Source organism: Litoreibacter ponti (assembly GCF_003054285.1).
Taxonomy (GTDB): Bacteria; Pseudomonadota; Alphaproteobacteria; order Rhodobacterales; family Rhodobacteraceae; genus Litoreibacter; species Litoreibacter ponti.
Map to the genome: position 1 here is coordinate 224,286 of NZ_QBKS01000002.1, position 26,257 is coordinate 250,542.

At 64.9% G+C, this 26,257-nt stretch carries 24 protein-coding genes; 6 read left to right on the forward strand and 18 right to left on the reverse strand.

All coding sequences use genetic code 11. The features are described 5' to 3' along the window. Positions 1–239: 239 nt before the first annotated feature. From C8N43_RS14970 to C8N43_RS15025, 12 genes are all read right to left on the reverse strand, one after another. Entirely contained in the window at positions 240–1,145 is a 906-nt protein-coding gene (locus tag C8N43_RS14970) for a DMT family transporter (RefSeq protein ID WP_245913047.1), read from the reverse strand. Next, the gene (locus C8N43_RS14975; protein WP_107846573.1) at positions 1,145–2,026 is read right to left on the reverse strand and encodes an NAD(P)-dependent oxidoreductase; all 882 of its coding nucleotides are present in this window, start codon (positions 2,024–2,026) and stop codon (positions 1,145–1,147) included. The genes C8N43_RS14970 and C8N43_RS14975 overlap by 1 nt, the downstream gene beginning before the upstream one ends. Beyond that, the gene (locus C8N43_RS14980; protein ID WP_107846574.1) at positions 2,023–3,129 is read right to left on the reverse strand and encodes an NAD(P)/FAD-dependent oxidoreductase; all 1,107 of its coding nucleotides are present in this window, start codon (positions 3,127–3,129) and stop codon (positions 2,023–2,025) included. Before C8N43_RS14980 ends, C8N43_RS14975 begins: the two co-directional genes overlap by 4 nt. Next, positions 3,126–4,016: a phytanoyl-CoA dioxygenase family protein gene (locus C8N43_RS14985; RefSeq protein ID WP_107846575.1), complete on the reverse strand. Its 891-nt coding sequence runs from the start codon at positions 4,014–4,016 to the stop codon at positions 3,126–3,128. The genes C8N43_RS14980 and C8N43_RS14985 overlap by 4 nt, the downstream gene beginning before the upstream one ends. Next, positions 4,013–4,831, reverse strand: a complete 819-nt coding sequence (locus C8N43_RS14990) for a shikimate dehydrogenase family protein (protein ID WP_107846576.1) — start codon at positions 4,829–4,831, stop codon at positions 4,013–4,015. Before C8N43_RS14990 ends, C8N43_RS14985 begins: the two co-directional genes overlap by 4 nt. Then, positions 4,828–5,814 carry a Gfo/Idh/MocA family protein gene (locus tag C8N43_RS14995; RefSeq protein ID WP_245913049.1) on the reverse strand — a complete coding sequence of 329 codons (987 nt, stop codon included), beginning with the start codon at positions 5,812–5,814 and terminating at the stop codon, positions 4,828–4,830. The genes C8N43_RS14990 and C8N43_RS14995 overlap by 4 nt, the downstream gene beginning before the upstream one ends. Further along, positions 5,811–7,313, reverse strand: a complete 1,503-nt coding sequence (locus C8N43_RS15000) for a UxaA family hydrolase (RefSeq protein WP_107846577.1) — start codon at positions 7,311–7,313, stop codon at positions 5,811–5,813. The genes C8N43_RS14995 and C8N43_RS15000 overlap by 4 nt, the downstream gene beginning before the upstream one ends. A 10-nt stretch (positions 7,314–7,323) precedes the next feature. Then, the gene (locus C8N43_RS15005; protein WP_107846578.1) at positions 7,324–8,250 is read right to left on the reverse strand and encodes a phytanoyl-CoA dioxygenase family protein; all 927 of its coding nucleotides are present in this window, start codon (positions 8,248–8,250) and stop codon (positions 7,324–7,326) included. Further along, positions 8,251–9,882 (reverse strand): TRAP transporter large permease, encoded by a 1,632-nt coding sequence (locus tag C8N43_RS15010; protein WP_107846579.1) that lies wholly within the window; start codon positions 9,880–9,882, stop codon positions 8,251–8,253. It abuts the gene before it with no gap. Beyond that, positions 9,882–10,808: a TRAP transporter small permease subunit gene (locus C8N43_RS15015; RefSeq protein WP_107846580.1), complete on the reverse strand. Its 927-nt coding sequence runs from the start codon at positions 10,806–10,808 to the stop codon at positions 9,882–9,884. Before C8N43_RS15015 ends, C8N43_RS15010 begins: the two co-directional genes overlap by 1 nt. Positions 10,809–10,832: 24 nt before the next feature. Next, complete coding sequence (locus C8N43_RS15020) at positions 10,833–12,005, reverse strand: mandelate racemase/muconate lactonizing enzyme family protein (RefSeq protein ID WP_107847275.1); 1,173 nt, start codon at positions 12,003–12,005, stop codon at positions 10,833–10,835. Positions 12,006–12,081: 76 nt separating this feature from the next. After that, on the reverse strand, positions 12,082–13,107 hold the full coding sequence (locus C8N43_RS15025) for a TRAP transporter substrate-binding protein (protein WP_107846581.1): 1,026 nt from the start codon (positions 13,105–13,107) through the stop codon (positions 12,082–12,084). Positions 13,108–13,299: 192 nt separating this feature from the next. Here C8N43_RS15025 and C8N43_RS15030 point away from each other — a divergent pair, with 192 nt between their 5' ends. Beyond that, on the forward strand, positions 13,300–13,977 hold the full coding sequence (locus C8N43_RS15030; RefSeq protein WP_107846582.1) for a GntR family transcriptional regulator: 678 nt from the start codon (positions 13,300–13,302) through the stop codon (positions 13,975–13,977). A 60-nt stretch (positions 13,978–14,037) separates the two neighbouring features. Here the strand turns inward: C8N43_RS15030 and denD are convergent, their stop codons facing one another. Both denD and C8N43_RS15040 read right to left on the reverse strand, forming a co-directional pair. Beyond that, the gene (denD, locus tag C8N43_RS15035) at positions 14,038–15,012 is read right to left on the reverse strand and encodes a D-erythronate dehydrogenase (RefSeq protein WP_107846583.1); all 975 of its coding nucleotides are present in this window, start codon (positions 15,010–15,012) and stop codon (positions 14,038–14,040) included. After that, positions 15,009–16,058 (reverse strand): NAD(P)-dependent oxidoreductase, encoded by a 1,050-nt coding sequence (locus tag C8N43_RS15040; protein WP_342748729.1) that lies wholly within the window; start codon positions 16,056–16,058, stop codon positions 15,009–15,011. Before C8N43_RS15040 ends, denD begins: the two co-directional genes overlap by 4 nt. Between C8N43_RS15040 and C8N43_RS15045 the strand changes: the two genes are divergently transcribed. From C8N43_RS15045 to C8N43_RS15065, 5 genes are all read left to right on the forward strand, one after another. Continuing rightward, positions 16,050–16,799, forward strand: coding sequence for an SDR family oxidoreductase (locus C8N43_RS15045; protein ID WP_107846585.1), 750 nt, complete (start codon positions 16,050–16,052; stop codon positions 16,797–16,799). The genes C8N43_RS15040 and C8N43_RS15045 overlap by 9 nt on opposite strands. Before the next feature lie 88 nt (positions 16,800–16,887). Further along, positions 16,888–18,675 (forward strand): IlvD/Edd family dehydratase, encoded by a 1,788-nt coding sequence (locus C8N43_RS15050; protein ID WP_107846586.1) that lies wholly within the window; start codon positions 16,888–16,890, stop codon positions 18,673–18,675. A gap of 11 nt (positions 18,676–18,686) precedes the next feature. Beyond that, positions 18,687–19,535 (forward strand): fumarylacetoacetate hydrolase family protein, encoded by an 849-nt coding sequence (locus C8N43_RS15055; protein ID WP_107846587.1) that lies wholly within the window; start codon positions 18,687–18,689, stop codon positions 19,533–19,535. After that, a complete protein-coding gene (locus C8N43_RS15060; protein ID WP_107846588.1) occupies positions 19,532–20,488 on the forward strand; it encodes a 2-hydroxyacid dehydrogenase in 957 nt (318 codons plus the stop codon). The genes C8N43_RS15055 and C8N43_RS15060 overlap by 4 nt, the downstream gene beginning before the upstream one ends. Beyond that, entirely contained in the window at positions 20,485–21,573 is a 1,089-nt protein-coding gene (locus C8N43_RS15065) for a mandelate racemase/muconate lactonizing enzyme family protein (RefSeq protein ID WP_107846589.1), read from the forward strand. Before C8N43_RS15060 ends, C8N43_RS15065 begins: the two co-directional genes overlap by 4 nt. Positions 21,574–21,669: 96 nt before the next feature. On the opposite strand, the gene C8N43_RS15070 is transcribed toward C8N43_RS15065, so the two are convergent. The 4 genes from C8N43_RS15070 to C8N43_RS15085 are packed head-to-tail and all read right to left on the reverse strand — an operon-like array spanning position 21,670 to position 26,238. Continuing rightward, complete coding sequence (locus tag C8N43_RS15070) at positions 21,670–22,647, reverse strand: 2-dehydropantoate 2-reductase (protein WP_107846590.1); 978 nt, start codon at positions 22,645–22,647, stop codon at positions 21,670–21,672. Positions 22,648–22,659: 12 nt separating this feature from the next. Then, positions 22,660–24,186 carry an acyl--CoA ligase gene (locus tag C8N43_RS15075; RefSeq protein WP_107846591.1) on the reverse strand — a complete coding sequence of 509 codons (1,527 nt, stop codon included), beginning with the start codon at positions 24,184–24,186 and terminating at the stop codon, positions 22,660–22,662. Positions 24,187–24,208: 22 nt separating this feature from the next. Next, entirely contained in the window at positions 24,209–25,726 is a 1,518-nt protein-coding gene (locus tag C8N43_RS15080) for a tripartite tricarboxylate transporter permease (protein WP_107846592.1), read from the reverse strand. A gap of 14 nt (positions 25,727–25,740) precedes the next feature. Continuing rightward, positions 25,741–26,238 carry a tripartite tricarboxylate transporter TctB family protein gene (locus C8N43_RS15085; protein WP_107846593.1) on the reverse strand — a complete coding sequence of 166 codons (498 nt, stop codon included), beginning with the start codon at positions 26,236–26,238 and terminating at the stop codon, positions 25,741–25,743. Positions 26,239–26,257: the final 19 nt, after the last annotated feature.

The following is a 26,257-nucleotide window of genomic DNA, read 5'->3' on the forward strand; positions in this document are numbered from 1 at the left end:
TGAAATGCGGTCGAAACATGGGCTGAGGTCTCGATCTGGGATCAGGTCAGGGATGGCGGCGCCGCCAAGACGTGGCGTGTCGCTGGCACAGGGTTTTACCCCCGCATCCTGTGGACCCGGGCTCGCGCCCCGGCCGCTTCATCGCGCGATCAGATCGGATGCCCCGCATGTGCAGGATCCAGTCGTAACCACTGATTTGAGCTCAGGCGGCGTTTTACCCCGGAGCCGCTAACAGCGCGTTAACCCTGCGTGCGGTGCTCCGCCGCGCGGGTGCGCGCCCAGATCAACAGGCCAGAGCCGATGATAATCGCGGCCCCCAGCAGCGTCATCGCATCGGGGATGTGGCCCCAGATCGCGTAGCTCCAGAGCGTCAGGAAGATCAGGAAGGAATAGGTGTAAGGCATCAGCGTGTTCGCGGGCGCGAAACGGTGCGCGCGGGTCAGCACCTCATGCCCCGCCCAGCCCCAAAAACCCAACGCGATCATGATCAGCCAGTCCGTCAGGTTGGCCGGGTTGGTCCAGCTCCAGATCGCAAAAGGCAGCAGCGCGAAGGTTCCGAAAGCGCCCATGTAGAATTGCATCGTCTCGACCGCGACCACGCCCGACAGCTTGCGCGTCAGGATCGAATAGAGCGCCAGCGCCACCGCATTGTGCAGCGACAGCAGCATCGCCCAGTGGAACTCCGACCCGAACGGCCGCATCACCACCAGCACGCCGACGAAGCCCACCGCGATGCCCGCCATGCGCCACGGGCCGACCCGCTCGCCCAGCAGGGGCCATCCCAAAAGACACACCAAGATGGGCGAGGTGAACATAATCGACGCCGTCACCGTCAGTGGCAGGTACAACAGCGCGATGAAATTCAGCGCGGTCGAGGCCGCCAGAAGGTAGGCGCGCAGCAGCACCAGGACCGGACGCTCGGTCTTGAACCGCTCCAGATCCAGCCCGCCCCGTGCCACCAGCGCAGTCGAAATGAAGAAGTGCAAAAAGTAGCGCATGAAGGCCAGCTGCAGCGCAGGCAGCCCCGCCAATACCAGCCACTTCACCGAGGTGTCGATGAAGGAAAAGCACAGCCACGCCGCCAGCATCATCGCGATCCCGAGCGACGCCCGGTCCTCGAGCGCGTGAACGGCGACGCGCGACACTAGGGCGTCATCAACTTGGCGTAGTAGTCCACCATCTGGCCCACCATCTCGTCACCATGGCCGGAATCCCGCGCGCCGGTCAGACCTTCGAGCGCCGAGCGCGACATGACGCTGGTCGCGCCCGCATCGCTCGCCATCTGCGCGTAGTAGCCCACGTCCTTGGCCGCGTTCTTGATCGCGAAGGCCAGCTGGGTCGGGTCCCCATCGACCCCGTAGGCCTTGACGAAATCCATCATGCCGGAATGGAGCGGCCCCGCGCTCATCACCTCGTAGAGCTGCGCGCGCGAGACACCTTGCACGTCGGCCATCGCAAACGCCTCGGCCATCGCGTTGGCCACCGTCATGCCGAAGAAGTTGTTGATTAGCTTGATCGTATGGCCCGAGCCCAGCGCGCCCAGGTGGAAGACATTCTCGCCCAGATCATCAAGCAGCGGCTTGACCTTGGCGAACGCCGCCTCGTCCCCCGCGCACATGATGTTGAGCGCACCATCAAGGGCGTGGGACGGCGTGCGGCCCAGTGGCGCGTCGAGGTACTGTCCGCCCGCGGCAGCCACCTCGCCCCCCAGCGCGCGCGTCGAGGCGGGCAGCGACGTGCCGAAATCCAGCACAACCGCGCCGGGCCGCAGCCCCGCGATCACACCGTCGGCCCCACGCATCCGACCTTCGACCTGATCGGAGGTGCCCATGCACAGCATCACAACATCGCAGGTCTCGGCAACGGCGCGCGCACTGTCCGCCTCGACCGCCCCGCGCCCGATCGCGCGGTCCAGCGCGGTGCGGTCGCGATTGCCCAGCACGACCAGCTCGTGCCCTTTGTCCTGCAACCGCGACACCATCGCGCCGCCCATCAGGCCAAGGCCGATAAATCCCACTTTCGTCATGCGCTCACTCCAAGTCTTGTCTTTACCAATGCCGCGCCCAGGCGGCCGATCTCGTCACTGCACTTCGCCCCGGCCCCGTTGCCGCCCGCGCAGATCGCGATGCGATCCGCGACCCAGCCGATCTCCGGCAGGCGGTCCTTGGTCCAGGTCGTCACGCAGGCATCCATCGTCACCCCGCGTATGTCGAGGTCGGGCATCACCTCAAGCACCATCTTGTGCAGGTGGCCGCGTACCTCGGCATTGCCGCCGCCCTGGAACCAGTCCCGGATCGCATCGCCCCCCACCAGTGGGGCATCTTCCGGGTCCCCGCCGAGTTTGAGGTAGATCTTGCCGTCCGGATACCGGATCGGCGGCAGCAGGTAGGGGTCCTCTGGCGTGTCGTAGACCAGCGTCGGCATCGTGGCGAGGCGCGCGGCCTCCTGCTCTGACACCTCGAACAGCGCGACCGTGCGGGCATAGACATCCATCTGTGGCGCGCGGCCCAGCACGTTGTCGGAGTTGTAGCCGCAGGCGATCAGCACCTGATCAAAACGGTGGGTACCGTCGGTGGTGGCCACCTCGACCATCGCGCCGCGCGGCTCGAGCCCCGTGACTTGCCGCTCCAGCAGCTTCGCGCCATGGCGCGTCGCGGCCTTTGTCTGCGCCGCCACCAAGCGGCGCGGGCTGATATGGCCCGCCCGCGTCGGCTCGTAATACCCGGTGAAATCGCCAAGGCTGAAATAGGGGAACCGCTGCGCCAGCGCCTCCGGGCCCAGCTGCTCGCAGGGCACGTCATATTCTGCCCGGCCCTGCTCCATCCGCGCCATGAACGCTGCCCCGCCCGCCATCATCGCGCCGGTCTCGGTGTAGAAGGCGATGCCGCTCTCCGCCTCGATCTCCGCATAGCGATCAATCGCGGCGGTGGAGACGCCCACCCAATAAGGATCAAGCGCGTTCTTGCGCGTGATCCGCCCCTCGTCCCAATGGGATGCGAAGACGCCGGTATGGCTGCGCTTGGCCGCGGGCTCCCCCGGACCGATCAGCGTCACATCCACACCAGCCTTTGCCAGATGCCGGGCCGCCGCCGACCCCCACAGGCCGCGACCGATGACGGCAACGCTCACTCGGCCACCTCGAAGCTGCGGGCGCGCAGCTTCTTCTGGATCTCATAGATGGTGAAATTATCCGTCGGCAGCGGTGCCGGGATGCGCGCGCCAAGGCTCTCGACCCGAGGCTCCAGCGTGGGCGCGCCGCAAAGCATCCGTTCGTTATACTCCTCGATCCCGTTCCAGCGCGTCATCGAGCCCATCAGCGGGAAAGCATCGGCGGCCATCATCTCGTAGAACAGCAAGCGCCGGTCCCGGTCCGAGCGGTTCAGGGCCGAGCCATGCACGATCCGCCCGTGATGGATCGAAATGCTGCCCGCAGGCCCGGTCAGCGGCACCGCGTCGGCCATATCAAACCCGCAAGCGGCAAGGTCCATCGCGCCTGCGAAAACCCCGTCCACATGGTGGTCGTGAATAGGCTCCAGATGCGAGCCGGGGAAGACCATCAGCGGGCCATTCTCCATCTCCATATCATCGAGCAGTACGGCGATCGCCAGAACGTCATCATTGCTGTGGGGGTAGAAGGCGAAGTCCTGATGCCACTCCACCGCCGCGCCAAAGCCCGCGGATTTCATGTTCAGCTTCGAGGTATGCAGCCGCAAATCCGGCCCGATCAGATCGCGCGCAGGCGCAAGGATATGGTCGGAATACATCAGCTCCCGCATCACCGCATTGTGGGTGTGGGGCAGCTTGATGCGCCGCAACCGGGGGGCGTCGGGGCTGTGGGTGTCCTCCAGATCAATCTCGTCGGTGCTTTCGGTCAGCCCGCGCGCCTGCTCGTGGTACTTGGCGACCTCGGCGTGCAGCTTGGCGAGGATATCTGCCGGGATGCGCCCGGGCAGAACCAGATGGCCCTGCTCGCGGTATTGCGATTTCTGGTCGGGGGTCAGCACCTCAAGGGTCATGGTCGCAAATCCTCCAGAAGCGGCAGGAAGTCTTCGGGCTCCACCTCCAGCCCGGTATAAGCGGCGAAGCTGCGGATCGCCATGTGGCGGAACAGATCGAAGCCGGTGAAGATCTGCAGGCCCGCCGCGCTGGCGGCCTGCAGAAAGGCCGTATCCGTCGGCGTGTAGACCGCATCAAACGCCCATCCCTGCCGGTCGAGCAGCGACAGATCGAACGCCGCGCCGGGATATTCCGCCATGCCCAATGGCGTCGCGTTCACCAAGCCATCGGCGAGGCGCATCGCCTCGGCCAAGGCGTCAGACGGGATGGCGCGGGCGGGTGGGCCGAGGCTGAAAGCGAGGTCCTCCGCCCGCACGCGGTCCGTATCATAGATCGCGATATCGCGCGCGCCGCGTTTGACCAGCGCCGCCCCAAGCGCGCGCGCCACGCCCCCCGCACCCGCCATGACCACCGACCCGATCTCGTCCACCGGCTCCATCGCCGCCAGAAACCCGGTATAATCCGTGTTGAACCCCGTCACATATTCGCCAAAGACCAGCGTGTTGCACGCGCCCAGATGCTCCACCTCCGGGTGCATCCCGTCCTCGGCATAGCGCGCGGCGTTGGTCTTGAAGGGATGGGTCACCGTCACCCCGGTCCAGCCGCGATTGCGCAGCCCGTGGACCGTGGCATCGAAATCGAACTCGGATTTCTCCGCCGTGTCGATCAGGTAGAACTCCAACCCCATCCCATGCTCGTCGCACAGGATCTGCAGCGCCGCGGGCAGCCGCGTCCGCGAAATGTGCGCCCCGATTAGCCCTGCAATCAAGCTCACGCGGCAACCCTCCTTGGGGCAACGGCTGCCTCAAGCGCCAAAGTCGCTTCAAGCGACTTGCGCCCGTCCTCGGCGCTGACCAGCGGTGCAGCCCCCGCGCAGACATCGGCGAAATGCGCCAACTGCGCCACGAGCGGGATGTTGGGCGTAAAGCTCTCGCGCCGCACCCCGGGCTGTTGCGACCAGTCCGCCGCCCCCGACCAGACGGTGAGCGACGGAAAGGCAATCGCGCCCTCGGTGCCGCAGATGCGCAGGTAATCCTCGCCCGTCGTGGCGATGTTGGGGTTCTCCCCGGTGCCCGCCTCGAACCCGAAGGGCGAGGCGCAGGTGTCCGCAAAACTCACCGTTGCCGACACGCCCCCCGCAAAGCCCAGGATCGCCGCACCGCTTTCGACCCGCGCTGCGCCCCGCTGCGCGTTCGAGCCAAAGCCCGCCACCTCGACCACCTCGCCAAACAGATGCCGCAGCAGGTCCACCTCATGCACGAGGTTGATCATCACCGGCGAGCCGTCGGGTCCCGCGCGCCACGGCACCTCGAAATACGGATCGGGCTTCTTCATCGCCCAGATCATCGAGGCCAGCACCGGCGCGCCCACAACGCCTGCGTCGAGCAAGTCCTTCAGCCGCGCCACGGCTGCATGATGGCGACGATGATGACCCACCAAGGTCCGCACGCCCGCGCGATCCGCCGCGCGGATGATCCGGTCCGCGGCCTCCAGCGAATGGGCCACGGGCTTCTCGATCAGCATATGCCAGCCGCGCGCCGCCGCGGCCTCCGCATGATCGGCATGAAGATGCGAGGGCGTGGCGATCAGAACCCCATCCGCCGCCAGATCCACGTCCTCGATCGTTGCAAAATGTGGCACATGATCCTGCGACAGGCTCGGGTCCACCACGGCAACCACCTCGATCCCCGGCATCTCCAGCGCATGGGCCAGATGCCGCGCGCCGATCAGACCTATCCCCGCGATCACCAGCCTCACATCACGGCCCCGATCTGCCACGGCACGAATTCATAGTCACCTAACCCCTGCGCCTCGGATTTCGACGCCTCGCCGGAGGCCACCGCCAGGATCATCCGGTAAATCTCGCGCCCCTTCTCTTCCAGCGACACGCCGCCCGTCAGCATGTCGCCCGCGTTGATATCCATGTCGTCGGTCATGCGGTTGTACATCTCGGTGTTGGTCGAGACCTTGATCGTCGGCGCGGGTTTGGACCCGAAGGCCGAGCCCCGCCCGGTCGTGAACACCACCACCTGACAGCCGCCCGCGATCTGGCCTGTGACGCTGGCAGGGTCGTAGCCGGGGCTGTCCATGAAGGTGAAGCCTTTCGCGGTCACGGGCTCGGCGTATTTGTAGACCCCGGTCAAAGGCGAGGTGCCGCCCTTGGCCGCTGCGCCCAGCGACTTTTCAAGGATCGTCGTCAGCCCGCCCTTCTTGTTGCCGGGCGACGGGTTGTTGTCCATCGAGCCGCGGTTGCGCTCGGTGTAATCCTTCCACCACTCGATCAGCCCGATCAGCCGCTGGCCCACCTCGGGCGAGACCGCGCGGCGGGTCAGCAGATGCTCCGCGCCGTAGATTTCCGGCGTCTCGGCCAGCACGCCCGTGCCGCCCTGCGCGGCCAACAGATCGCAGGCGTAGCCCAGGGCCGGGTTCGCCGTGACCCCCGACCACGCATCCGAGCCGCCGCATTGCAAAGCCACCTTCAGCTCCGACGCCGGGCATTCTGTGCGCCGCGCCTGATTGGCAATCGGCAGCATCGCTTCGACCTTTTTGATGCCCATCTCGATGGTCTTCGCCAGCCCCGCGACCCCTTGGATATTCATCACCTGAAAGGTGTCGGACTGCTTCAAGCCATACGCCTCCAGCAGCCAGTCGATCTGGTTCATCTCGCAGCCCAGCCCCACCATCAGCACGCCCGCGTGGTTGGGATGGCGCGCGTAGCCCCACATCACCCGCTGCAGCGCCTCGAACCCGTCGCCACTGTCGGCCATGCCGCATCCGGTGCAATGCACGAAAGCGCAAACGCCGTCGACATTTGGGTAGTCCGCCAGCCGCTCCGGCGTGAAGTGATCCGCGATACGCCGCGCCGCGGTGGCCGAGCAGTTCACGGAAGTGACGATGGCGATATAGTTGCGCGTCCCGACGCTGCCGTTGTCACGCCGGTAGCCCATGAACGTGTCGCCGGTCGCGGGGGTCACGGGCCGCTGATCCGTGCCGAACTCGTAATTCTGCGCGGTTGGAACGAAGTCGCAATTATGGGTGTGAACATGATCGCCCGGGGCAATGTCGCCGGAGGCGACGCCGATCATCTGGGCGTATTTGCGCACCTGCTCGCCCGCCGCCATGGCGCGGGTGGCGATCTTGTGGCCCGAGGGGATCAGCCCGGTGGTGGCCAGGCCCTCGACCGCGCTGCCCGCCTTCAAGGCGCGGGTGGCGGTGACGACATTGTCGTCGGGATCAAGGCGGATCGTGTCTTTCATGTCCGTACTCTCATGCGCAATAGGGCGCGTCCGATTGCCAGCGGTGGATGTCGATATGCGAGGTTTCAGCCAAGCGCGCCCGCGCCTCTTCCCACATAGCACGCCAGGCGCGCCAATCGTGTAGTTCTGTCTCTGGGCGCGCGCGCGAACGGGCGACGAAATCCGGAAAATGCGACCGGCCCGTGGGCTGGCCCGTCTTGTTGAACCGCAGATCAAACGACCAGCGGATGCCGTCAGAGCGGTTGGGCAGTGACGCGTGGGGCACGAGCGGGTGGAAGATTACCGCCCCGCCAGAAGGCACCGGCAGCGGCACCGCGCCATCCTCGTCGATGAACGCGTCGGCAATCGCCGTCTGGGTCTTGGGGCAGTGCGGCAGCATCTCCGGCGTGCCTGAGAAGGGCTGTACTTTAAGGCAACCATTTTCCACCGTCGCATCCGTCACCGCCAGCCAGACGGTGATCATGTCGGTCTCGTCGGCTTCTTCCAGCGCCACGGCGCGGTCCTGATGCCAGTCGGTCGCGGTGATATGCGCGCGCACCTCGCCCGCGCGCAGATCAGGCGTGGGCGGCTTGATGCGCACATGCTGGATCGGATTGGCGGTGATCTCGCCGCCCAGCAGGTCCTCGGCCAGATCGAGCAGTCGCGTGTGCGTCGCCATCTCGAACACCGCGGGGCCGAAATGCATCGGTGTGTCCGCCGCGATCCGGTCGCCCGGCAGCGAGATGTCGAGCGGCTGGAACCAGTCGAACCCCGCGCGGTAGGCGGCGATCAGTTTCTCCTCGAACCCCGCGCCCTTGATGCCCCAGCCCTCGCAAAGCCCGTCCAGCAGCCCCGCATATTCCGTCCGAACCCGGTCAAGCGTGTCCTGCGGGACCACGTCCGGGACGACCAGATAGCCGTCCCGATGAAACGCCGATATCTGCGCGGCGCTCAGCATCTACTTCAACAGGATCGTCACGATGGGCGGCCAGATCAGCAGCACCGACAACGCGCAGAGCTGGATGCAGATGAATGGCAGGAAGCCCTTGAAGATATCCGTCAGAGAGATGTGCGCCGGGGCCACCGACTTGAGGTAGAAGGCCGCCGGGCCGAAGGGTGGTGACAGGAACGACACCTGCATGTTCATACAAAACACCACCCCGAACCAGATCGCGATGTAGCGCGGCTCGAGCTGGCCGAGAAAGCCGATCTCCTCGATCGGCAGGCGCTGCACGATGGGCAGGAAGACGGGGATGATCAAAAGCACGATACCGACCCAGTCCATGAAGGCGCCCATGAACAACAGGATCAGCATCATGATCAGGATGATGCCCATGGTCGGCAAGTCGGTGCCGAGGATCAGGTTCGCCACATAGGTCGGCCCGCCCGCGATCGTGTAGGCGCCCGCCAGCGCGGTTGCGCCGATGGTCACCCAGATGATCGTGCCGGTGGATTTCAGCGTGCGCATCAGGCTGTCCCAGACCAGATCAAAGCTCGCTTCGCCCCGGAAGATGGCGATCAGCAGCACGCTGATGGCACCCATGCCAGCGGCCTCGGTGATGCCGGTGATCCCGCCATAGATCGAGCCCAGCACGACCCCGATCACCACGATAGGCGGCACAAGGCCCTTGCCCAGCGCCCAGCCGCGGGCGGTGGTCTCGCGGCCGAAGACGAAGAAGATCAGCGCCAGTGAGATCGCAACCAGCCCCGCGAACCACGGCACATCGGCGGGCGTGCCCCAGAAGATCGGCTCGACCCCCTCGATGACGTCGTTCTGGCCGGTGACCGTGAAGAACAGCGCGCGCAGGCACAAGGCCGTGCTGAAGCCCGCTACGAGTACCGCCATGAAACCACCGAAGAGCTTTGCCTTCTCGGCCCCCACCGGCTCGCCCGGCTGCAGCTCTGGCAGCGGCGCGTCCTCTGGATGCAACCGCGTGCGGATGATGATGTAGATGATGATGAACGAGGCCAGCATGAAGCCCGGCAGGAAGGCCGCCGTGAACAGCGCCTTGATCGAGGTCTCGGTGATCAGCCCATAGATGATCAGCACGATCGAGGGCGGGATCATCGTCCCCAGCGACCCGGACGCACAGATCGTGCCGATGGCCAGGTTCTGATTGTAGCCCAGCCGCAGCATCTGCGGCAGCGCGATCAGGCCCAAAAGGACCACCTCGCCGCCGATGATGCCCGACATGGCGGCCATGATTACCGCCATGATCGAGGTGACGATGGCGATGCCCCCGCGGGTGCGGTTCAGCCAGATGTTGAGCGAGGAATACATGTCCTTGGCGATGCCGGAGCGTTCCAGCAAAGCCGCCATGAAGATGAACAAGGGTATTGATATGAGCACGTAACTCGTCATCACGTCGCCGTATATGCGTTGCGACAGAATGTTGAGCGGGCCGGAGCCCGGCCGGCCGGTCAGAATCCCCTCCCCCCACAGGGTCGGGTCCATGAGCAGCGCGGGCTCGAATTTCATCAACAGCACCACCACGGCCATGAAGGCAGAGGCGAAGCCAAGCGGCATACCAATGGCCAGCAGGACCACGAGGCCCAGCATCAGCACCAGTGAGATCGTTCCGACGTCCATCAGTTGTCGTCCTTCTTGGCTTTGGTCTGGGAGCCCTGAATGGCCCCGCGGGTGACGTCCAGATCGCCGGTGCCCTCTGCGCCGACAGCGGCGCGCAGGCGGGCGATCTCGTCCTCGTCGATGTCGTCGGCGGCGGTGTGGATCACCGGCTCGGCGTTCCAGTCGGCGATCAGGTTGACCACCGCCTGCACGGCCACAAGCGCCACGATGAACAGCACCGCGGGCTTCACGGTGGCCGGAATGGGCGGATCAAAGGCGGTACCGAAGGTTTCCCAGCGGTAGAACTTGCTGAACGCCTCGCCGTAGCCGCCATAGATCAGGAAGAAGGCAAACGCGATGATCAGCAGCGTGGAGATGCAGTCGAACAGCTTCTGCATCCACCACGGGCAGACGTCGTAGAGCAGGAAAATGCGGATATGGCTGCGCTGCTGCATGGCATAGAGCCCCGCGGTCAGGAAGATGAAGCCCGCGATCCACAGCGACAGCTCGTTGGCCCAGAGCGTCGGCGCCTCGAACACGTAGCGCAAGAGCACCTCGTAGAGCATCACCAGCACCAAAAGCACGATCAGCATCATGGTGATACGTCCGATGAAGACCGACAGGCGGTCGGCGGTGCCCCAGGCCTCGAACTCCATGGGGGCGCGTCGCACGGTCATCACGCCGAGGACCAGAAAGACCGGCAGCAGCACCAGCGCCAGCCAGTCGATCGCGTCGGCATAGCCGCCGAAGAGCCCGCCCATGTTGGGGGTCACGTCATTACGCAGGAAGATGCCCGCCAGGTTGTCGCGCGCGGACTGGTTTTCCGGCGGCGCCCAGTCGAGCGTGAAGGCCGGGATGTGCCATGTCACCCAGCCCGCGCAGATCACGAAGGCCAGCGGCACCAGCCATTCGATCGCGGTTCCGTGTTTGAGCTCTTGATCCTGCATACTCTCCCTCCCCTTGGTGTGGCGTCACGCGGCCACGGCGTAGTGTTCGATGAAGTCGCGGTCCGGCTCGACGCCGATCCCCGGTGCTGTCGGTATCGCGACGCGGCCGCCATTGGCCTTGACCTGGCCCTGGATATCCAGCGGCTCGGCCAGCAGATCGTCGCGGAATTTGTTATCGGTGGTGTCAAATTCCAGCATCGGCTCCCACGGGTGTAGCCCGCCCGGCATGGGCGGCATGGCCGCCAGCAGTTGCAGGTTGGTGGCGACCGCGATGGCGGAGCCCCAGACATGGTTCACCACAGGCGTGAAATGCGCATGACACAGCGCCAGCACCCGCAGGTATTCCGACACGCCCCCCAGCGCGCAGACCTCGGGCTGGGCGATGTCGAGCCCGCGGTTCTCGAGGATTGCCCGCCAGCCCCAGCGGCCGAACTCGGCCTCGCCGCCGGAGATGTTGGTCTTCAGGCCCGCGCGCAACTCGCGGTAGCCATCGTGGTCTTCGGGCGCGACGGGCTCTTCGAACCAATAGGCCTCAAGCTCGTCCAGCGCGCGACCCACGTAGAAGGCGTCCGACGTCGTGTAGCAGTGGTTCGCATCCACCATGAATTTGAACTCCGCGCCCACCCCGTCGCGGACGGCCTGACACAGCACCACGTCCTTGCGCGGGCCGAGGCCGGTTTTCATCTTGGTCGCCGTGAAGCCTGCGTCGCGAATCGCGGCGGCCTCGTCGGCAAAGAGCGCGGCCAGCGAGGGCGCGTCCATGTCGGGGCGCAGCATCATGCCGTAGCCGTAGACCGGCACATCCGCGCGGTGCGCGCCGCCGATCAGCTTGTGCAGCGGCATGTCCGCCACCTTGCCCGCAATGTCCCACAGCGCGATATCGACGCCGGAGAGGGACTGCATCGGCATCCCCTTCTGGCCGTGGTCGCGCATCAGGTTGTAGACCTTGTGCCAGATCACGTCGCGGTCGAGCGGGTCCAGCCCAAGGATCATCGGCGCGATGACGCCTTCGACGATACCCTTGTTGGCCAACGCAATGGCGCCGGGCCCAAAACATTCACCCCAGCCCGTCACGCCCTCATCGGTCGAGACCTCGACCAGATGCGCGGTGCGCTTGGCGTAGTATTGCTGCGAATAGCCCAAGACCTCGGGCATGTCGTATTGCAACACATGGCTGGTGATCGCGGTGATCTTCATTCTGCGCCCGTCCAGATGCAAAACGGGGCCATGGCGCATGGCCACGGCCCCGTCGATGAGCCTTCCCGTGGGAGGCTTACTCTTTCACGATACCCAGCTGCTTGAGGTAGGCGATGTGGCTGTCCACAAGCGCTTTGGCCTCGGGGGTCGTGGCGAACTCGGGCCAGGTGGCCTGCGCTGCGGCACGGAACTCGGCCAGATCCTCAGGCGCCCACTGCGAGATGGTCACGCCATCGGCGGTCAGCTTGGCCACGGCCTCTGCGTTGCGCTTCTCGAAGATCAGGGCGGATTTCAGAGCGATGTCGGAGACGGCGGTCTCCATGATCGCGCGGTGATGCGCGGGCATCGCGTCCCAGACGGCCTTGTTGCAGGCCAGGTGGTCGGACGGCATCGAGTGGAAACCCGGGTAGTTGGCGAACTTCGCGATGTCGTAGAGGCCGAGCCCGACGTTGTTGGAGATGTTCGAGGCGTCAGCACCGTCGATGATGCCGGTCTCCAGCGCGGTGAAGATCTCGGTGAAGTCCATCACGATGGGCGAGGCGCCGAGCTTTTCGAAGATCTTGGTTTCCATGCCCGGAGGCGAGCGGAATTTCCAGTCCTTCAGATCGTCAATGCCAGCGATCGGCTTGGTGGAGGCGAAGCTTTCCTGGCCGTAGACGATCCAGCCCACAAGCTGCATGTCATACTGGTTGTAGAGCGCCTGAGCCGCGTCGCGGCCACCGCCATAGTACAGCCAGCTGAGCTGCTGTGCGGGGGTCTCGTAGCCACCCATGATGTCGCCCACGAACTGGAAGGCGGGGTTCTTGCCGGTCTGGTAGCCGCCGCCTGTGGCGTCGCAATCCAGAATGCCGGAGGCTGCCGCGTCAAATGTCTCGACAGATTTGACGACGGAGGCCGAGTAGAACATCTCGATGTCGATCTCGCCGTTGGACATCAGCTCGATGTTTTCCATCAGCTCGGTCAGCAAGCCGCCGGACGTGGTTTCGGGGGCGTAGTGGGTTTGGATGCGCAGCTTGGTGGTGGCGTGGCCGTCGGCGATCGCGCCCGTGGCCAGCACAGCCAAAGCCGCAGCCGAACAAGCGGCCGTTTTCAGAAATTTCATGGTGTCCTCCCAGACGATTTTATTTCTTTGTGACTGCGAGCATCCGGGCGTCGCCCGTTAGCGCTCGCAGGCGTAATAGGACCGTAGCAACCGAATCTGGACCTGCCAATCAAAATCTAAAATTTCACAAAATTTCAAAATTTCCTCGCTTTTTCAGAAATTCCTCCACATGCTTACGGGTGAGGATGTGCCATGCCAAGACGCGAAACCCCTGATATTTATGACGATCTGCGCGCCCGCCTGATCGAGGGCGGCTTTGCGCCCGGCCGCAAGCTCAAGCCCGCAGAGCTGCAACAGGACTATGGCTGCTCGACCAATACGGTGCGCGACGTGCTGTTGCGCCTTGCCGCCGAAGGGCTGGCCGAGTTTCGCGACCAGCGGGGATTCCGGATGCCCGAACGCTCCGCGCAAAAGCAGCACGAGGTCGCGCAGATGCGCATCCTGCTGGAGCAGGAAGGCGCCTGCCTGTCACTGCAGTATGGCGGCATCGACTGGGAAGGACGGCTGACCGCCGTGCATCACAAGCTCCTGCATCTCGAGAAGCGCATCCGCCACCACGAGAACCCCGACAGTCTCGTCGCGCACTGGCTGGAGGCCGAGGAGGAGTTTCACCAGACGCTGATCTCGGCCTGCGCGTCCGACACGCTGATCGGGCTGCACCGCCAGATCTACGCGCAGTTTCGCCAGCAGCACGTCGCGGTGGACCGGGCGTTTGCCTTTATCACCGAGAACATCGCCCAGCATCAGGCCATCGTCGACGCCGCGCTCGAGGGCGACCCGGGCAAGGTCCGCAGCCGCATCCACGCCCATCTCGAGCGCAACCTGTCGCCGCAGCATCCCAAGGTCGCGGAACTCGCCCGCCGAGGGTAGGCTGACAGGCTGCGCCATCCCGTATTTTTGGAACAAAGAAAGAGCCATCTGGCCCCTATGTTATGGGCCCGGCGCGTTGAGGTCGTCTTCGAGATAGACCTCGATGATCTCCTTGAAGCTGCTCTCCGCCTTGAAGCCCAGCGCCTTGGCGCGCTCCGGTGCGAAGTCGCGCGGCCAGCCTTCGACGATCTTCTCGATCACCGGGTCGGGCTGGCGTTTGATCAGTTTGACCGGATCGTTGCCCGCGACCTCGCGCAGCGCCTCGATCTGTTCGGCCACGGTGCAGCTGATGCCCGGCAGGTTGAGCGCGCGGCGGCCGCCGAGCGTTTCTGTGTCGAGGGTCGCGGCATGGGTCAGGAAGCCCGTGGCGGAGCGTGGGCTGGCATGCCAGTGGCGCACGGTGTCTGCGACCGGCAGGATCGCCTCCTGCCCATTCAAGGGCTCGCGGATGATGCCGGAAAAGAAGCCCGAGGCGGCGGCATTCGGCGCGCCGGGACGCACGCAGATCGTGGGCAGGCGGATCGAGATGCCATCGATATAGCCCTTGCGCGAGAAGTCCGAGATCATCGTCTCGCAGATCAGCTTCTGCGCGCCGTAGCTGGTCTGCGGGGCCTGCAGGAACGTGTCGCTGATCTTGTCGGGGTACGGCCCGCCGAACACCGCGATGGACGAGGTGAAAACCAAGCGCGGGCAGTAGTCGGGATCGGCCTCGTGCTCTGCGCGCAGGGCCTCCAGCAGCGCCCATGTGGGGTGCATGTTGACCGCCCAGCCCTTGGAGAAATTCGCCTCCGCCTCGCCCGAGACGATCGAGGCGAGGTGGAAGATCACATCCGGCCTGGTGCGCGCGAGCCGCGCGGCGGTGCCCGCATCGGCGATGGAGCCCACGATCTGGTTGACGCCCGGCAACGGCTGGGGCGGGAAAGCGATATCGTGCAGCGTCAATTCGACCGGCTCGCCGCCAAGTCCGTGAACCGACAGGTGCAAGGCCAGCTTCTGGCCGACCATCCCGCCGCCGCCGAGGACGAGCGCCCTCATGCGCTCAGACCGTTGCGCGCGAGTAGCTCGAGATAGAGCCCGGAGTGGTCTTTATCCGCGCCGCCCATATTATTGGAAAACTCCGCGAAACGGTCGCGGGTCATCTGCGCGGTGGGCAGGGTCAGGCCAAGCTGGCCGCTTTCATTGAGCAGGTTGTCGAGGTCTTTCAGCTGGAATTTGGTGAGCCCGCCGGGCTCGAAATTGCCCTCCGTCATGCGCTCGCCATGCTGCTGCAGGATGGTGCTGTCGGCGAAGCCGCCCTTGAGCGCCGCGCGCACGGCAGCCGCGTCGGCGCCGCCTTGTTTGACGAGCAGCATCGCCTCGGCCACGGCGGCGATGGTGACGGCGACGATGGCCTGATTGGCGAGCTTGGAGAGCTGGCCCGCGCCCGACGGGCCAACATGGACCGGGCGGCCCATTGCTTCGAAGACAGGTTTCGCGCGGGCGAAGGCATCCGCGTCCCCGCCCACCATGATGGCGAGGCTTGCGGCCTCCGCCCCCTTGGTGCCGCCCGAGACCGGCGCGTCAAGATGGGCGAAGCCGAGCGCGCCCAGATGGGCCGATTGCGCGCGGGCTTCTTCGGGCTTGGCCGAGGACATGTCGATCCATAGGGCGCCGTCCTTCATGGCCGATGTCACAGCTTCGTCCATGACAAGGCCGCCCACCACCACGCCGTCCGCCAGCATGGTAATAATCACATCCGCACCCGCGATGGCCTCCGCCACCGTGTCGTGAACGGTGGCGCCGTGATCTGCCAGCGGCTCTGCCTTGGCGCGGGAGCGGTTCCAGACCGACAGATCGAAACCCGCCTTGCGCAGATTGCGCGCCATCGGCGCGCCCATCAGCCCGGTGCCGAGCAGCGCGATTTTCGTGTTTGCCATGGGGTCCCCGTTCCTCGTCTTCATGCTGTTTGCGCAAACACTAGGGGAAGCGCCGGGCGGTGAAAAGCATTGAAGCCCGACTAAATTGACCTTAGGCAAGGGGCGTGTCGCGAGGCTGCGCGCGACGGATACAACGAAAATATCGGGGGGATTACCTTGGCGCATCAAAGACTTGCCGGAAAACGTGCATTGGTAAGTGCGGCGGCTCAGGGCATCGGGCGCGCCTCGGCGCTGGCGATGGCCGATGAGGGCGCGCAGGTCTTTGCGACCGATGTGAACGCGGACGCCCTGGCCGAGCTGGAGCACCCCGGCATCGAGACCTTCGAGATGGACGTGCGCGACGCGGATGCAGTGGCCGAGGGCGTGGCGCGGTCAAAGCCGGACGTGTTGTTCAACTGCGCGGGCTACGTGCACGCGGGCTCAATCCTGGACGCCTCGGACGACGAGTGGGACTTCGCCTTCGATCTGAACGTGCGTTCAATGATGCGGATGATGAAGGCGGCCCTGCCCGGCATGCTGGAGCGCGGCGGTGGCTCGATCATCAACATGTCGAGCGCGTGCTCTTCGGTCATCGGCGCGCCGAACCGCTTCATCTACGGCACCACCAAGGCCGCCGTGATCGGCATGACGAAATCGGTGGCGGTGGACTACATCACGCAAGGGATTCGCTGCAATTGCATCTGCCCCGGCACGGTGGAGAGCCCCAGCTGGCACGACCGGGTGCGCGAGCTGGGCGAGAGCCTTGGCAGCTACGAGGCCGCGCTGGAGCAGTTCGTGTCCCGCCAGCCCATGGGGCGCGTCGCCAAGGCGGAAGAGATCGCGGCGCTGGTGGTGTATCTCGCCGGTGACGAGAGCGCCTTTACGACCGGGCAGGCCCATGTGATCGATGGCGGGTGGTCCGGTTAAGGCGGGTTTTTGAGTATTTTTGCCAAAACGAAGCATGAAAGCGCCCTTGCTTGGGATCGGGGCGCGTTAACCTTAATGGAAGATTGAGATGGCCGATAAGTCGAAGCTGAGATCGCAAAAGTGGTTCAACAACCCTGACAATCAGGAAATGACGGCGCTCTACCTGGAGCGCTACCTGAACTACGGCCTGACCCGCGAAGAGCTTCAGTCCGGCAAGCCGATCATCGGCATCGCCCAGACCGGATCGGACCTGTCGCCCTGCAACCGGCATCATATCGAGCTGACCAAGCGGGTGCGCGACGGGGTGATCGCGGCGGGCGGCACGGTGATCGAGATCCCCGTGCACCCGATCCAGGAGACCGGCAAGCGACCCACGGCGATGCTGGACCGCAACCTGGCCTATCTGTCGCTGGTGGAGACGCTGTTTGGCTACCCGATTGACGGCGTGGTGCTGAACATCGGCTGCGACAAGACCACCCCTGCCCTGCTGATGGCGGCGGCAACGGTGAACATTCCCGCCATTGCGCTGAGCGTCGGGCCGATGTTGAACGGCTGGTTCAAGGGCGAGCGTACCGGCTCTGGCACCATCGTGTGGAAAGCGCGCGAGATGCAGGCGGCGGGCGAGATTGACGATGACGGGTTCATGGATCTGGTCGCCTCCTCGACCCCGTCGGTCGGCTATTGCAACACGATGGGCACGGCGACGACGATGAACTCGCTGGCCGAGGCGTTGGGGATGCAGCTGCCCGGCTCGGCCGCGATCCCGGCGCCCTACCGCGAGCGCGGCCAGATCAGCTACGAGACCGGCAAGCGCATCGTGGGCATGGTCGAAGAGGATCTGCGCCCCTCCGACATCATGACCCGCGAGGCGTTCGAGAATGCCATCGTGATCAACTCCGCCATCGGCGGGTCGACCAACGCGCCGATCCACCTCAACGGCGTGGCAAAGCACCTCGATGTGGCGCTCGGCAATGACGACTGGCAGGCGCTCGGCCATCGCGTGCCGCTACTGGTGAACCTGCAACCGGCGGGCAAGTATCTGGGCGAGGATTACCACCGCGCCGGCGGCGTGCCCGCGGTAATCGGCGAGCTGATCAAAGCCAACCTGCTGCCGCACCCGGACGTGGTGACCGCCAATGGCAAGACGATGCGCGAGAATTGCGAAGGCATGCTGACGGGCAATTCGGATGTGATCTATTCCATCGACGCGCCGATTCTGAAGGATGCGGGCTTCATCAACCTCAAGGGCAACCTGTTCGATTCAGCAATCATGAAGACCAGCGTGATCTCCAAGGAATTTCGCGACCGGTACCTGTCGAACCCGGACGACCCCGACGCCTTCGAGGGGCGCGCGATTGTCTTCGACGGGCCGGAGGATTTCCACCACCGCATCGACGACGAAAGCCTCGGCATCGACGCGCATTGCATCATGATCATGCGCGGCGCGGGGCCGAAGGGCTACCCGGGCGGGGCGGAGGTCGTGAACATGCGCCCGCCGTCTTACCTGCTGAAGAAGGGCATTCATGCCCTGCCCTGCGTGGGCGACGGGCGGCAGTCGGGCACATCTGGCTCGCCGTCGATCCTGAACGCCTCGCCCGAGGCCGCCGATGGGGGCGGGCTGGCGCTGGTGCAGACCGGCGACCGGGTGCGGATCGATCTTCGCAAATGCACCGCCGATATGCTGGTGGATGATGCCGAGCTGAAGGCACGGGCTGAAAAACTGGTAAACGGCTCCATTGAGGTGCCGGACAGCCAGACGCCGTGGCAAGAGATCTTCCGCCAGCTGGTGCGGCCCTTCAGCGAGGGCATGACACTCGACGGGGCGGCAAAATACCAAGACATCTCGCGCAAATACATGCCGCGCGACAATCATTAGGGAGTTTTGACATGAAACTGGTTCGCTACGGAGACAAGGGCGCGGAGAAGCCCGGCATGATCGACGCCGACGGCCAGCTGCGCGACCTCAGCGGTCATGTGGCCGATATCGACGGCGCACATCTGGGCGACGCCGTGCTGCATTCCCTGGCCGGGATCGATCCGACCCACCTGCCCGCGGTCGGGGGCAACCCGCGGCTCGGGGCCTGCGTGGGCTCGATCGGGAAGTTCCTGTGCATTGGGCTGAACTACTCCGACCACGCCGCCGAGACCGGCGCGGATATCCCCGAGCACCCGATCCTTTTCTTCAAGGCAAACTCCGCCATCGTGGGGGCCTATGATGACGTGATCATGCCCCGCGGCTCGACCCATACCGACTGGGAGGTGGAGCTGGGCGTGGTGATCGGCAAGGAGTGCAAATACGTCTCCGAGGCCGACGCGCTGGATTACGTGGCGGGTTACTGCGTGGTCAATGACGTCTCCGAGCGGCATTTCCAGACCCAGCTGACCGGCCAGTGGACCAAGGGCAAAAGCTGCGACACGTTCGGCCCCACGGGCCCGTGGCTGGTGACCCGCGACGAGGTGCCGGACGTGCAAAACCTCGCCATGTCTCTCGACGTCAATGGCACGCGCATGCAGACCGGGAACACCAACACGATGATCTTCACCGTGGCGCAGATTATCGAGCATTTGTCGGGGCTTATGACATTGCATCCGGGTGATGTCATCACCACCGGCACGCCCCCGGGCGTAGGCATGGGCATGAAGCCGGAACCTGTCTACCTGAAGAGGGGCGACGTGATGGAGCTGACCATCGAAGGGCTCGGCACCCAGCGCCAGACCGTGGGAGAAGACGCATGAGCCAGCCGGAAGTCCTGCAGATCGGCGGCGCGACAGACGAGATGCGTGCCCGGCTCGACGCCGAGTTCAAGGTCCACGTGATGTCGGAGATCGACGATTTCGACGCCTGGGCGGCGGAGCACGGCGCGGGCGTGGAAGCGGTTATGACCAACGGCCATGACGGGGTGCCTGCGAAAGTGATGGAGGCGCTGCCAAACCTCAAGGTCGTCTCTGGCTACGGCGTGGGCTACGACGCGGTCGACACCGACGCCTGCGTGGCGCGCGGCATCAAGGTCTCGCACACCCCCGACGTACTGAATGGCGAGGTCGCCAACACGGCGCTGCTCTTGCTGCTCGCGGGCCTGCGCAACTTCCGCCATGACGAGGCCTGGGCGCGCTCGGGTGATTGGGAAACAAGCGGCAATGCGCCCTTGTCCACCTCGCCCGACGGCAAGACCATCGGCATCCTGGGGCTGGGTCGCATCGGTCAGGAAATCGCCGACCGGATGGCGATTTTCAATCCGACGATCGTCTATCACACGCGCTCGAAAAAGGACGTTCCGTACACGTATTACGGCGATCTGGTCGAAATGGCCGCCGCCTGTGACGTGCTGATCTGTATCACGCCCGGGGGCCCGTCCACGAATAAAATCGTGAACAAACAGGTGCTTGAGGCGCTTGGCCCATCGGGCATGCTAATCAATGTCTCCCGCGGCTCGGTCGTCGATGAGGCGGCGCTGATCGAGGCCCTCGACAGCGGCAAGCTGGGCCTTGCTGGCCTCGATGTGTTCGAGAAAGAACCCCACATCCCCGACGCGCTGAAGACGTCTGATCGGACTGTGCTGCTGCCCCATGTAGGCTCCGGCACGCATGAGACGCGGGCGGCGATGGGCAAATTGACGGTGGACAATCTGCTTCAGTGGAAGGCCGACGGCACGGTCAAAACCCCGGTGCCGGAATGCGCGCATCTATGAAGATCGCGTCTGTTGAGGCGCGTTTGTTCAACGTGCCTTTGGACGAGGTTCTGGTGGACGCCAAACATGGCGACCACCACTTTTTTCAGCTGGTCTGCGCGACGGTCCGGCTGGAAAATGGCACCGAGGGCGTCGGCTACACATACACGGGCGGCAAGGGCGGCACGGCCATTCTGGCGATGATCCGGGACGATCTGGGCCCGTTCCTTGTGGGTCAAAACGCTGAAAACGTTGAAGACTTATACGATGCGATGCAATGGCACGTGCATTACGTAGCGCGCGGCGGAATCGCGTCTTTCGCGATCTCCGCGGTCGATATCGCGCTGTGGGATTTGCGGGGCAAGGCATCGGGTCAGCCTTTGTACAAGATGGCCGGCGGAGCGGCGGACAGGTGCCGGGCCTATTGTGGCGGGATCGATCTGGGGTTTGACCTGCCAAAGCTTTTGGACAGTGTGCAGGGCTACCTCGACCGCGGCTTCAACGGGGTGAAGATCAAGATCGGACGCCCCGATGATCTTGAGCGTATTCAAGCGGTTAGAAAGCTCATCGGGCCGGATATCGCATTCGCCGTGGATGCCAATTATTCGCTGGATGTTGATCAGGCGATAGCACTCGCAAAAGGCTTCGCGGAGCACGATATCATGTGGTTCGAAGAGCCGATTATTCCCGATAATTATCAAGGTTTTGCGCAGATTGCGGACGCCACGGGCGTGCCGCTCGCCATGGGGGAGAACCTGCACACGGTGCATGAGTTCGAATATGCCCGCGATCAGGCGAAGTTAAGTTTTGTACAACCTGACGCGTCCAATTGCGGCGGCATCACAGGCTGGCTTCAGGCGGCTGACGTCTTTGATAACACGGGCGTTTCCGTCTGCTCCCACGGGATGCAGGAGCTGCATGTCTCGCTGGTGTCAGGCCACGATCCAAAGGGCTGGATCGAGGTGCACTCCTTCCCCATCGACCGCTACACAACCCGGCCGCTGATGGTCGAGGATCACATGGCGGTGGCGCCGGACGTGCCCGGGACGGGGGTGGAATTCCGCTGGGACATGCTCGCCCCGTTCGAGCAGCGCGCGGTCGTTTAGACGTCTAACGCGCTCGGGGCCCGGTTAGGTGCTGGGTCTTGGCGGGTTTTTCGCTTTCGCGGGGATCACAGTGCGTCCGTCAAGCAATAAAGAGCTTCAGGCAACCCCCGCCATCTTCGCCCTGAGCCGGATCAACGCCAGCACGGTGTCCACGGTGGGCGTCGGGTGGCCGGTGAGGGTGCCGAGTTCGGAGACGGCGCCGACGAGGGCCTCGATCTCCATGGGGCGGCCGGCGTCGAGGTCCTGCCACATGGATGTGCGGTGCGCGCCGACGGCGGCGCCGCCGTCGATACGGCGGTCGACATCGATGGGGAACTTCACGCCCAGCGCCTCGGCGATGGTTTGCGCCTCGACCATCATACCGCGCGCCACGGCGCGGGTGCCGGGGTCGGTGCAGAGCACATCGAGCGTCGCGTGGGTCAGCGCGGAGATCGGGTTGAACGACAGGTTGCCCCAGAGCTTCACCCAAATCTCGTCGCGGATGCGCGGGCGCACCGGGGCCTTCAGGCCCGCGGAGGACAGCGCCTTTGACAAGGCCAGAGCGCGGTCGGATTTGGAACCGTCAGGCTCGCCCAAACTAAAGCGGTTGCCCTCGATATGCTTGATCGTGCCGGGCTCTGACACCTCGGCGGCGGGGTAGACGACGCAGCCCAGGACCCTGTCGGGGCCGAAGCCGTCCCACTGGGCGTTGCCGGGGTCGACGCTTTCCAGCCTTGTGCCCTCGTAGGGGCCGTCGAGCTTGTGGAAATACCACCACGGCACCCCGTTTACACCGGAGACAATCGTGGTGTCGGGGCCGATGAGCGGCTGCATATGGGGCACCACGCCGGGGACCGAATGGGCCTTGAGCGTGACGATCACATAGTCCTGCGGGCCGAGATCAGCGGGGTTGTCGGAGGCGGTGACGGCGACGTTGGTTGTCTCGCCGCCCTCCTCGATCAGGGTCAGGCCCTTCTCCTGCATGGCGGCCAGGTGCGGGCCGCGGGCCACGAGGGACACATCGGCCCCGGCCTGCGCCAGTTTGACACCCATATAGCCGCCGATGGCCCCGGCGCCGAAGATACAGATTTTCATGGTGCGTCCCCCTCAGGCAGGCTCGACCAGACCCAGCTTCTCGGCCATGCCGATCCGCTGCATCTTGCCAGTAGCGCCCTTCGGGATCTCGTCGAGGATCACCACTTTGCGCGGCGCCTTGAAGTCGGCCATGCGGGATTTGGCGAAGTCGCGGATGGTGGCCTCGGTCGCGTCGGAACCTTCGGTCAGGACCACGGCGGCGGCGACCTCTTCGCCCAACTTCGGGTGCGGCAGGGCGAAGGTGACGACCTGCGCCACGTCGGGGCTGTCCAAGAGCACCGCGTCGACCTCCAGCGGGGACACCTTTTCGCCGCCGCGATTGATGATCTCTTTCAGGCGGCCGGTCAGCGACAGGTAGCCCTCGGCGTCAAACGAGCCCTGATCGCCGGTGCGGAACCAGCGTTTGCCCTCGGCCTCGAAGAAGTTCTTCTCGTTGGCCTCGGGGTTGCCCTCGTAGCCGGGGGTGACATTGGGACCGGAGATGCAGATTTCGCCGGTGCCGTCGATCAGGCGGTTCTCGACCTCGTGGGCGATGCGCACCTCTGGGCCTGCGGGCACGCCGACGGAGCCGGGCTTTTGCGCGCGGGGCGGCAGCGGGTTGGAGGCCATCTGGTGCGTCGCCTCGGTCATGCCGTAGCCCTCGATCACGGGGGCGTTGAAGGTCTCGACCAGCTTGGTGAAGACCGGCGGCGGCAGAGAGGCCGAGGACGAGCGCAGGAAGCGCAGCGGCACCTCGGCGATGGTGTCGGCGTTGCGGGACGCGCGTGACAAGATCGCCTGATGCATTGTGGGCACGGCGGTATACCACGTGGGCTCGGCATCCGACATCCAGCTGAAGAACTTCAGCGCATCAAAGCCCGGCGCGCACCAAACCTGCCCGCCCGCCTTGAGCGTGGCGGAGACGGCGGCGATCAGCCCGTGGATATGGAAGAGCGGCATCACGTTGAGGCAGCGATCCTCGGGCGTCAGGGCGAGGCTCTCGGCGATGTTGGCCGCCGAGGCCGCGACGTTGGATTGCAAAAGCGGCACGATCTTCGGGCGCGACGTGGTGCCGGAGGTGTGCAGGATCAGTGCGACATCATCGGGTTCGGGATCGCTCGTGTCAGCGCCCTCGTCCGCCTCGAAGGTCAGGGTGAACATGCCCGCAGGGTCCGACGCGTTGGCGCTCAGGCGCAGGATCTTCAGACCCGCCGCACGCGCCGCAAGGAAGGCCGGGCCGTCATAGCCCTCGGCCAGCACGATGGCCTTGGCCTGCAGATCGCCGAGATAGAAGGCGTATTCGTCCTCGCGGTAGGCCGGGTTCAGCGGCGCGGTGGTGCAGGTCTGCGCGATGGTCACGAAGGCCGACGCCATCTCGGGGCCGTTGGGCAGCACGATGGCCACCCGGTCGCCGCGCCCGACCCCTGCGGTGTTGAGCTGGACGCGCACGGACTGGCTGAGATCGCGCAGGGCGCCGTAATTCATCCACGGGCGATCCGGCGCACCGATTGCGTTGGCGTCCGCGGGATGGGACGCGATGAGGGAAGCGAAAGTGGTCATGGGTCTGTCCTTCTCGTCTCGCTTATTCTGCCGGGGTCATGCCGCGGCGGCGCGAAGTTCTGAGGTATTTAAATAGCGGCAGCAGGAAGAAAACCAGTGCCAAGCCGATGAAAGTGGCCGAGAGCGGGCGCTCGACGAAGGCCAGGATGTTGCCCTGCTCGCCAATCAGCGTCTGCCGGAAGCTCTTTTCCATGAGCGGGCCGAGCACCAGTGCCAGCACGAGCGGGGCCAGCGGGTAGTCCGCCTTGCGCAGCAGGTAGCCCGCCACGCCGAAGCCCGCGATCAGGTAGACGTCATGCATCTTCTGGGACGGCGCAAAGCCCCCCACGATGCACAGCACCAGCACGACCGAGCAGAGCACGGTGAACGGCATCCGCAGCGCGTAGACAAAGAGCGGGATCAGCGCGAGGTTGATCAGCACGGCGGCCACATTGGCCGTGTAGAGCGACGAGATAAGGCCCCAGACGAAATCCGGCTGCTCGATAAACAGCATCGGGCCGGGCACGAGGCCCCACATCACCATGCCGCCCAGAAGCAGGGCGGTGGTGGGCGAACCGGGAATGCCCAGCGTCAGCATCGGCAGCAGCGAGCCGGTGGAGGCGGCGTTGTTGGCCGTCTCCGGCGCGACCACGCCTTCCATGTTGCCCTTGCCGAAGCTGTCGGGATCCTTGGAGGTGGAGCGCGCCATGCCGTAAGCCATCAGGGCCGCGGGCGTGGCGCCTGCGGCGGGCAACATGCCCACGAAGAAGCCCAGGAACGAGCCAAGTGACATGGATTTCCACATCTTGTTGATCAGCTTCAGGCTTGCGCCCAGCTCGCGGAAGCTGAGCCGCGCGGGCGTGACCGAGGGGTTCGACTTGGACGTCTCGATCGTGTGCAGCACCTCGCCGATGCCGTAGACGCCGATGGCCAGCACCAGGAAGGAGATGCCCGAATAAAAGCCCGGCATGTCGCCGAAGATCAGCCGCGGCTGGCCGGAGATCAGATCAAGCCCCACCGTGGACAGCGCCAGTCCCAGCGCGATCATCACTATGGTTTTCAGCACGTCGTCACCGCCCAGGCCCACAAAGGTCGTGAACGCCAGCAGCACCAGCGCGAACTCCTCCGCCGGGCCGAATTTCAGGGCCAGATCGGCCAGCGGGGCCGCGAACAGCGTGAACAGGATCACCGCGATGGTGCCCCCGATGAACGACGCCGTCGCGGCAGCAATCAGCGCCAGCCCGGCCTTGCCTTGTTGAGCCATGGGACGGCCATCAAAGGTGGTGGCCACCGCCGTAGACGCGCCGGGAATGCCAAGCAAGATCGAGCTGACGGCCCCGCCATACATCGCGCCGTAATAGATTGCGGCGAGCAAGATGATGGCAGAGGACGGGGGGACGATGAATGTCAGCGGCAGCACGATGGCCACCCCGTTGACCGAGCCCAGGCCCGGCATCGCCCCAATGAAAAGTCCCGCGGTCACCCCGATGACCACGATGAAGATATTGAACCACGACAGCGATGTGGCAAAGCCGTCGGCGAGAAGTGCGAGGGTTTCCATGTCTCAGCCCCTCCCTAAAAGAATGCCGCGTAGAGCGGGAAGAACCACGGCTCCGTCCAGCCCTTGGGCAGCAGGATCTTGAGCGTGACCTCGAAAAAGAAGAACAGGAAGACCGGCGTCGTGAGGCACAGGCTCAGGGTCAGCACCCAGCCGTGGCCGCCGAACATCTTGAGATACCAGAACATGAACAGCGGCAGCGCGATGTAGGCGCCCAGGTAGGGCATGGCGACGATGCACGCGATCAGCGCGCCCGCCACCGAAGCCACCGAGGTGATGGTGGTGCGGTCAAAGAAGCGGCCGTCCTCGGACGTCATCTGATGGTCGGCCTGGAAAGAGCGGATGAAGATGCCTCCCGCGGCGAGCAGCATGATGGCCGACAGCCAGAACGGGAAGGCCCCGCCGCCGGGGCCCTCGCCCTCGACCCAGCCGATGGGCAGGACGGTGGCGTGCCACATGAAATAGATGGATAGCGCCATGATCGACGCCGCAATTGTGCGGTCTGCGGTCAGCATAGCTGGCCCCCCAAGAGAT

Bases quoted from the DNA above. Each gene is read 5' to 3' on its own strand.
- C8N43_RS14975 (WP_107846573.1), bottom strand. From the start codon at position 2,026: ATGACGAAAGTGGGATTTATCGGCCTTGGCCTGATGGGCGGCGCGATG.
- C8N43_RS14985 (WP_107846575.1), bottom strand. From the start codon at position 4,016: ATGACCCTTGAGGTGCTGACCCCCGACCAGAAATCGCAATACCGCGAG.
- C8N43_RS15000 (WP_107846577.1), bottom strand. From the start codon at position 7,313: ATGAAAGACACGATCCGCCTTGATCCCGACGACAATGTCGTCACCGCC.
- C8N43_RS15005 (WP_107846578.1), bottom strand. From the start codon at position 8,250: ATGCTGAGCGCCGCGCAGATATCGGCGTTTCATCGGGACGGCTATCTG.
- C8N43_RS15010 (WP_107846579.1), bottom strand. From the start codon at position 9,882: ATGGACGTCGGAACGATCTCACTGGTGCTGATGCTGGGCCTCGTGGTC.
- C8N43_RS15015 (WP_107846580.1), bottom strand. From the start codon at position 10,808: ATGCAGGATCAAGAGCTCAAACACGGAACCGCGATCGAATGGCTGGTG.
- C8N43_RS15020 (WP_107847275.1), bottom strand. From the start codon at position 12,005: ATGAAGATCACCGCGATCACCAGCCATGTGTTGCAATACGACATGCCC.
- C8N43_RS15025 (WP_107846581.1), bottom strand. From the start codon at position 13,107: ATGAAATTTCTGAAAACGGCCGCTTGTTCGGCTGCGGCTTTGGCTGTG.
- C8N43_RS15030 (WP_107846582.1), top strand. From the start codon at position 13,300: ATGCCAAGACGCGAAACCCCTGATATTTATGACGATCTGCGCGCCCGC.
- denD (WP_107846583.1), bottom strand. From the start codon at position 15,012: ATGAGGGCGCTCGTCCTCGGCGGCGGCGGGATGGTCGGCCAGAAGCTG.
- C8N43_RS15040 (WP_342748729.1), bottom strand. From the start codon at position 16,058: ATGCGCCAAGGTAATCCCCCCGATATTTTCGTTGTATCCGTCGCGCGC.
- C8N43_RS15050 (WP_107846586.1), top strand. From the start codon at position 16,888: ATGGCCGATAAGTCGAAGCTGAGATCGCAAAAGTGGTTCAACAACCCT.
- C8N43_RS15055 (WP_107846587.1), top strand. From the start codon at position 18,687: ATGAAACTGGTTCGCTACGGAGACAAGGGCGCGGAGAAGCCCGGCATG.
- C8N43_RS15060 (WP_107846588.1), top strand. From the start codon at position 19,532: ATGAGCCAGCCGGAAGTCCTGCAGATCGGCGGCGCGACAGACGAGATG.
- C8N43_RS15065 (WP_107846589.1), top strand. From the start codon at position 20,485: ATGAAGATCGCGTCTGTTGAGGCGCGTTTGTTCAACGTGCCTTTGGAC.
- C8N43_RS15070 (WP_107846590.1), bottom strand. From the start codon at position 22,647: ATGAAAATCTGTATCTTCGGCGCCGGGGCCATCGGCGGCTATATGGGT.
- C8N43_RS15075 (WP_107846591.1), bottom strand. From the start codon at position 24,186: ATGACCACTTTCGCTTCCCTCATCGCGTCCCATCCCGCGGACGCCAAC.
- C8N43_RS15080 (WP_107846592.1), bottom strand. From the start codon at position 25,726: ATGGAAACCCTCGCACTTCTCGCCGACGGCTTTGCCACATCGCTGTCG.
- C8N43_RS15085 (WP_107846593.1), bottom strand. From the start codon at position 26,238: ATGCTGACCGCAGACCGCACAATTGCGGCGTCGATCATGGCGCTATCC.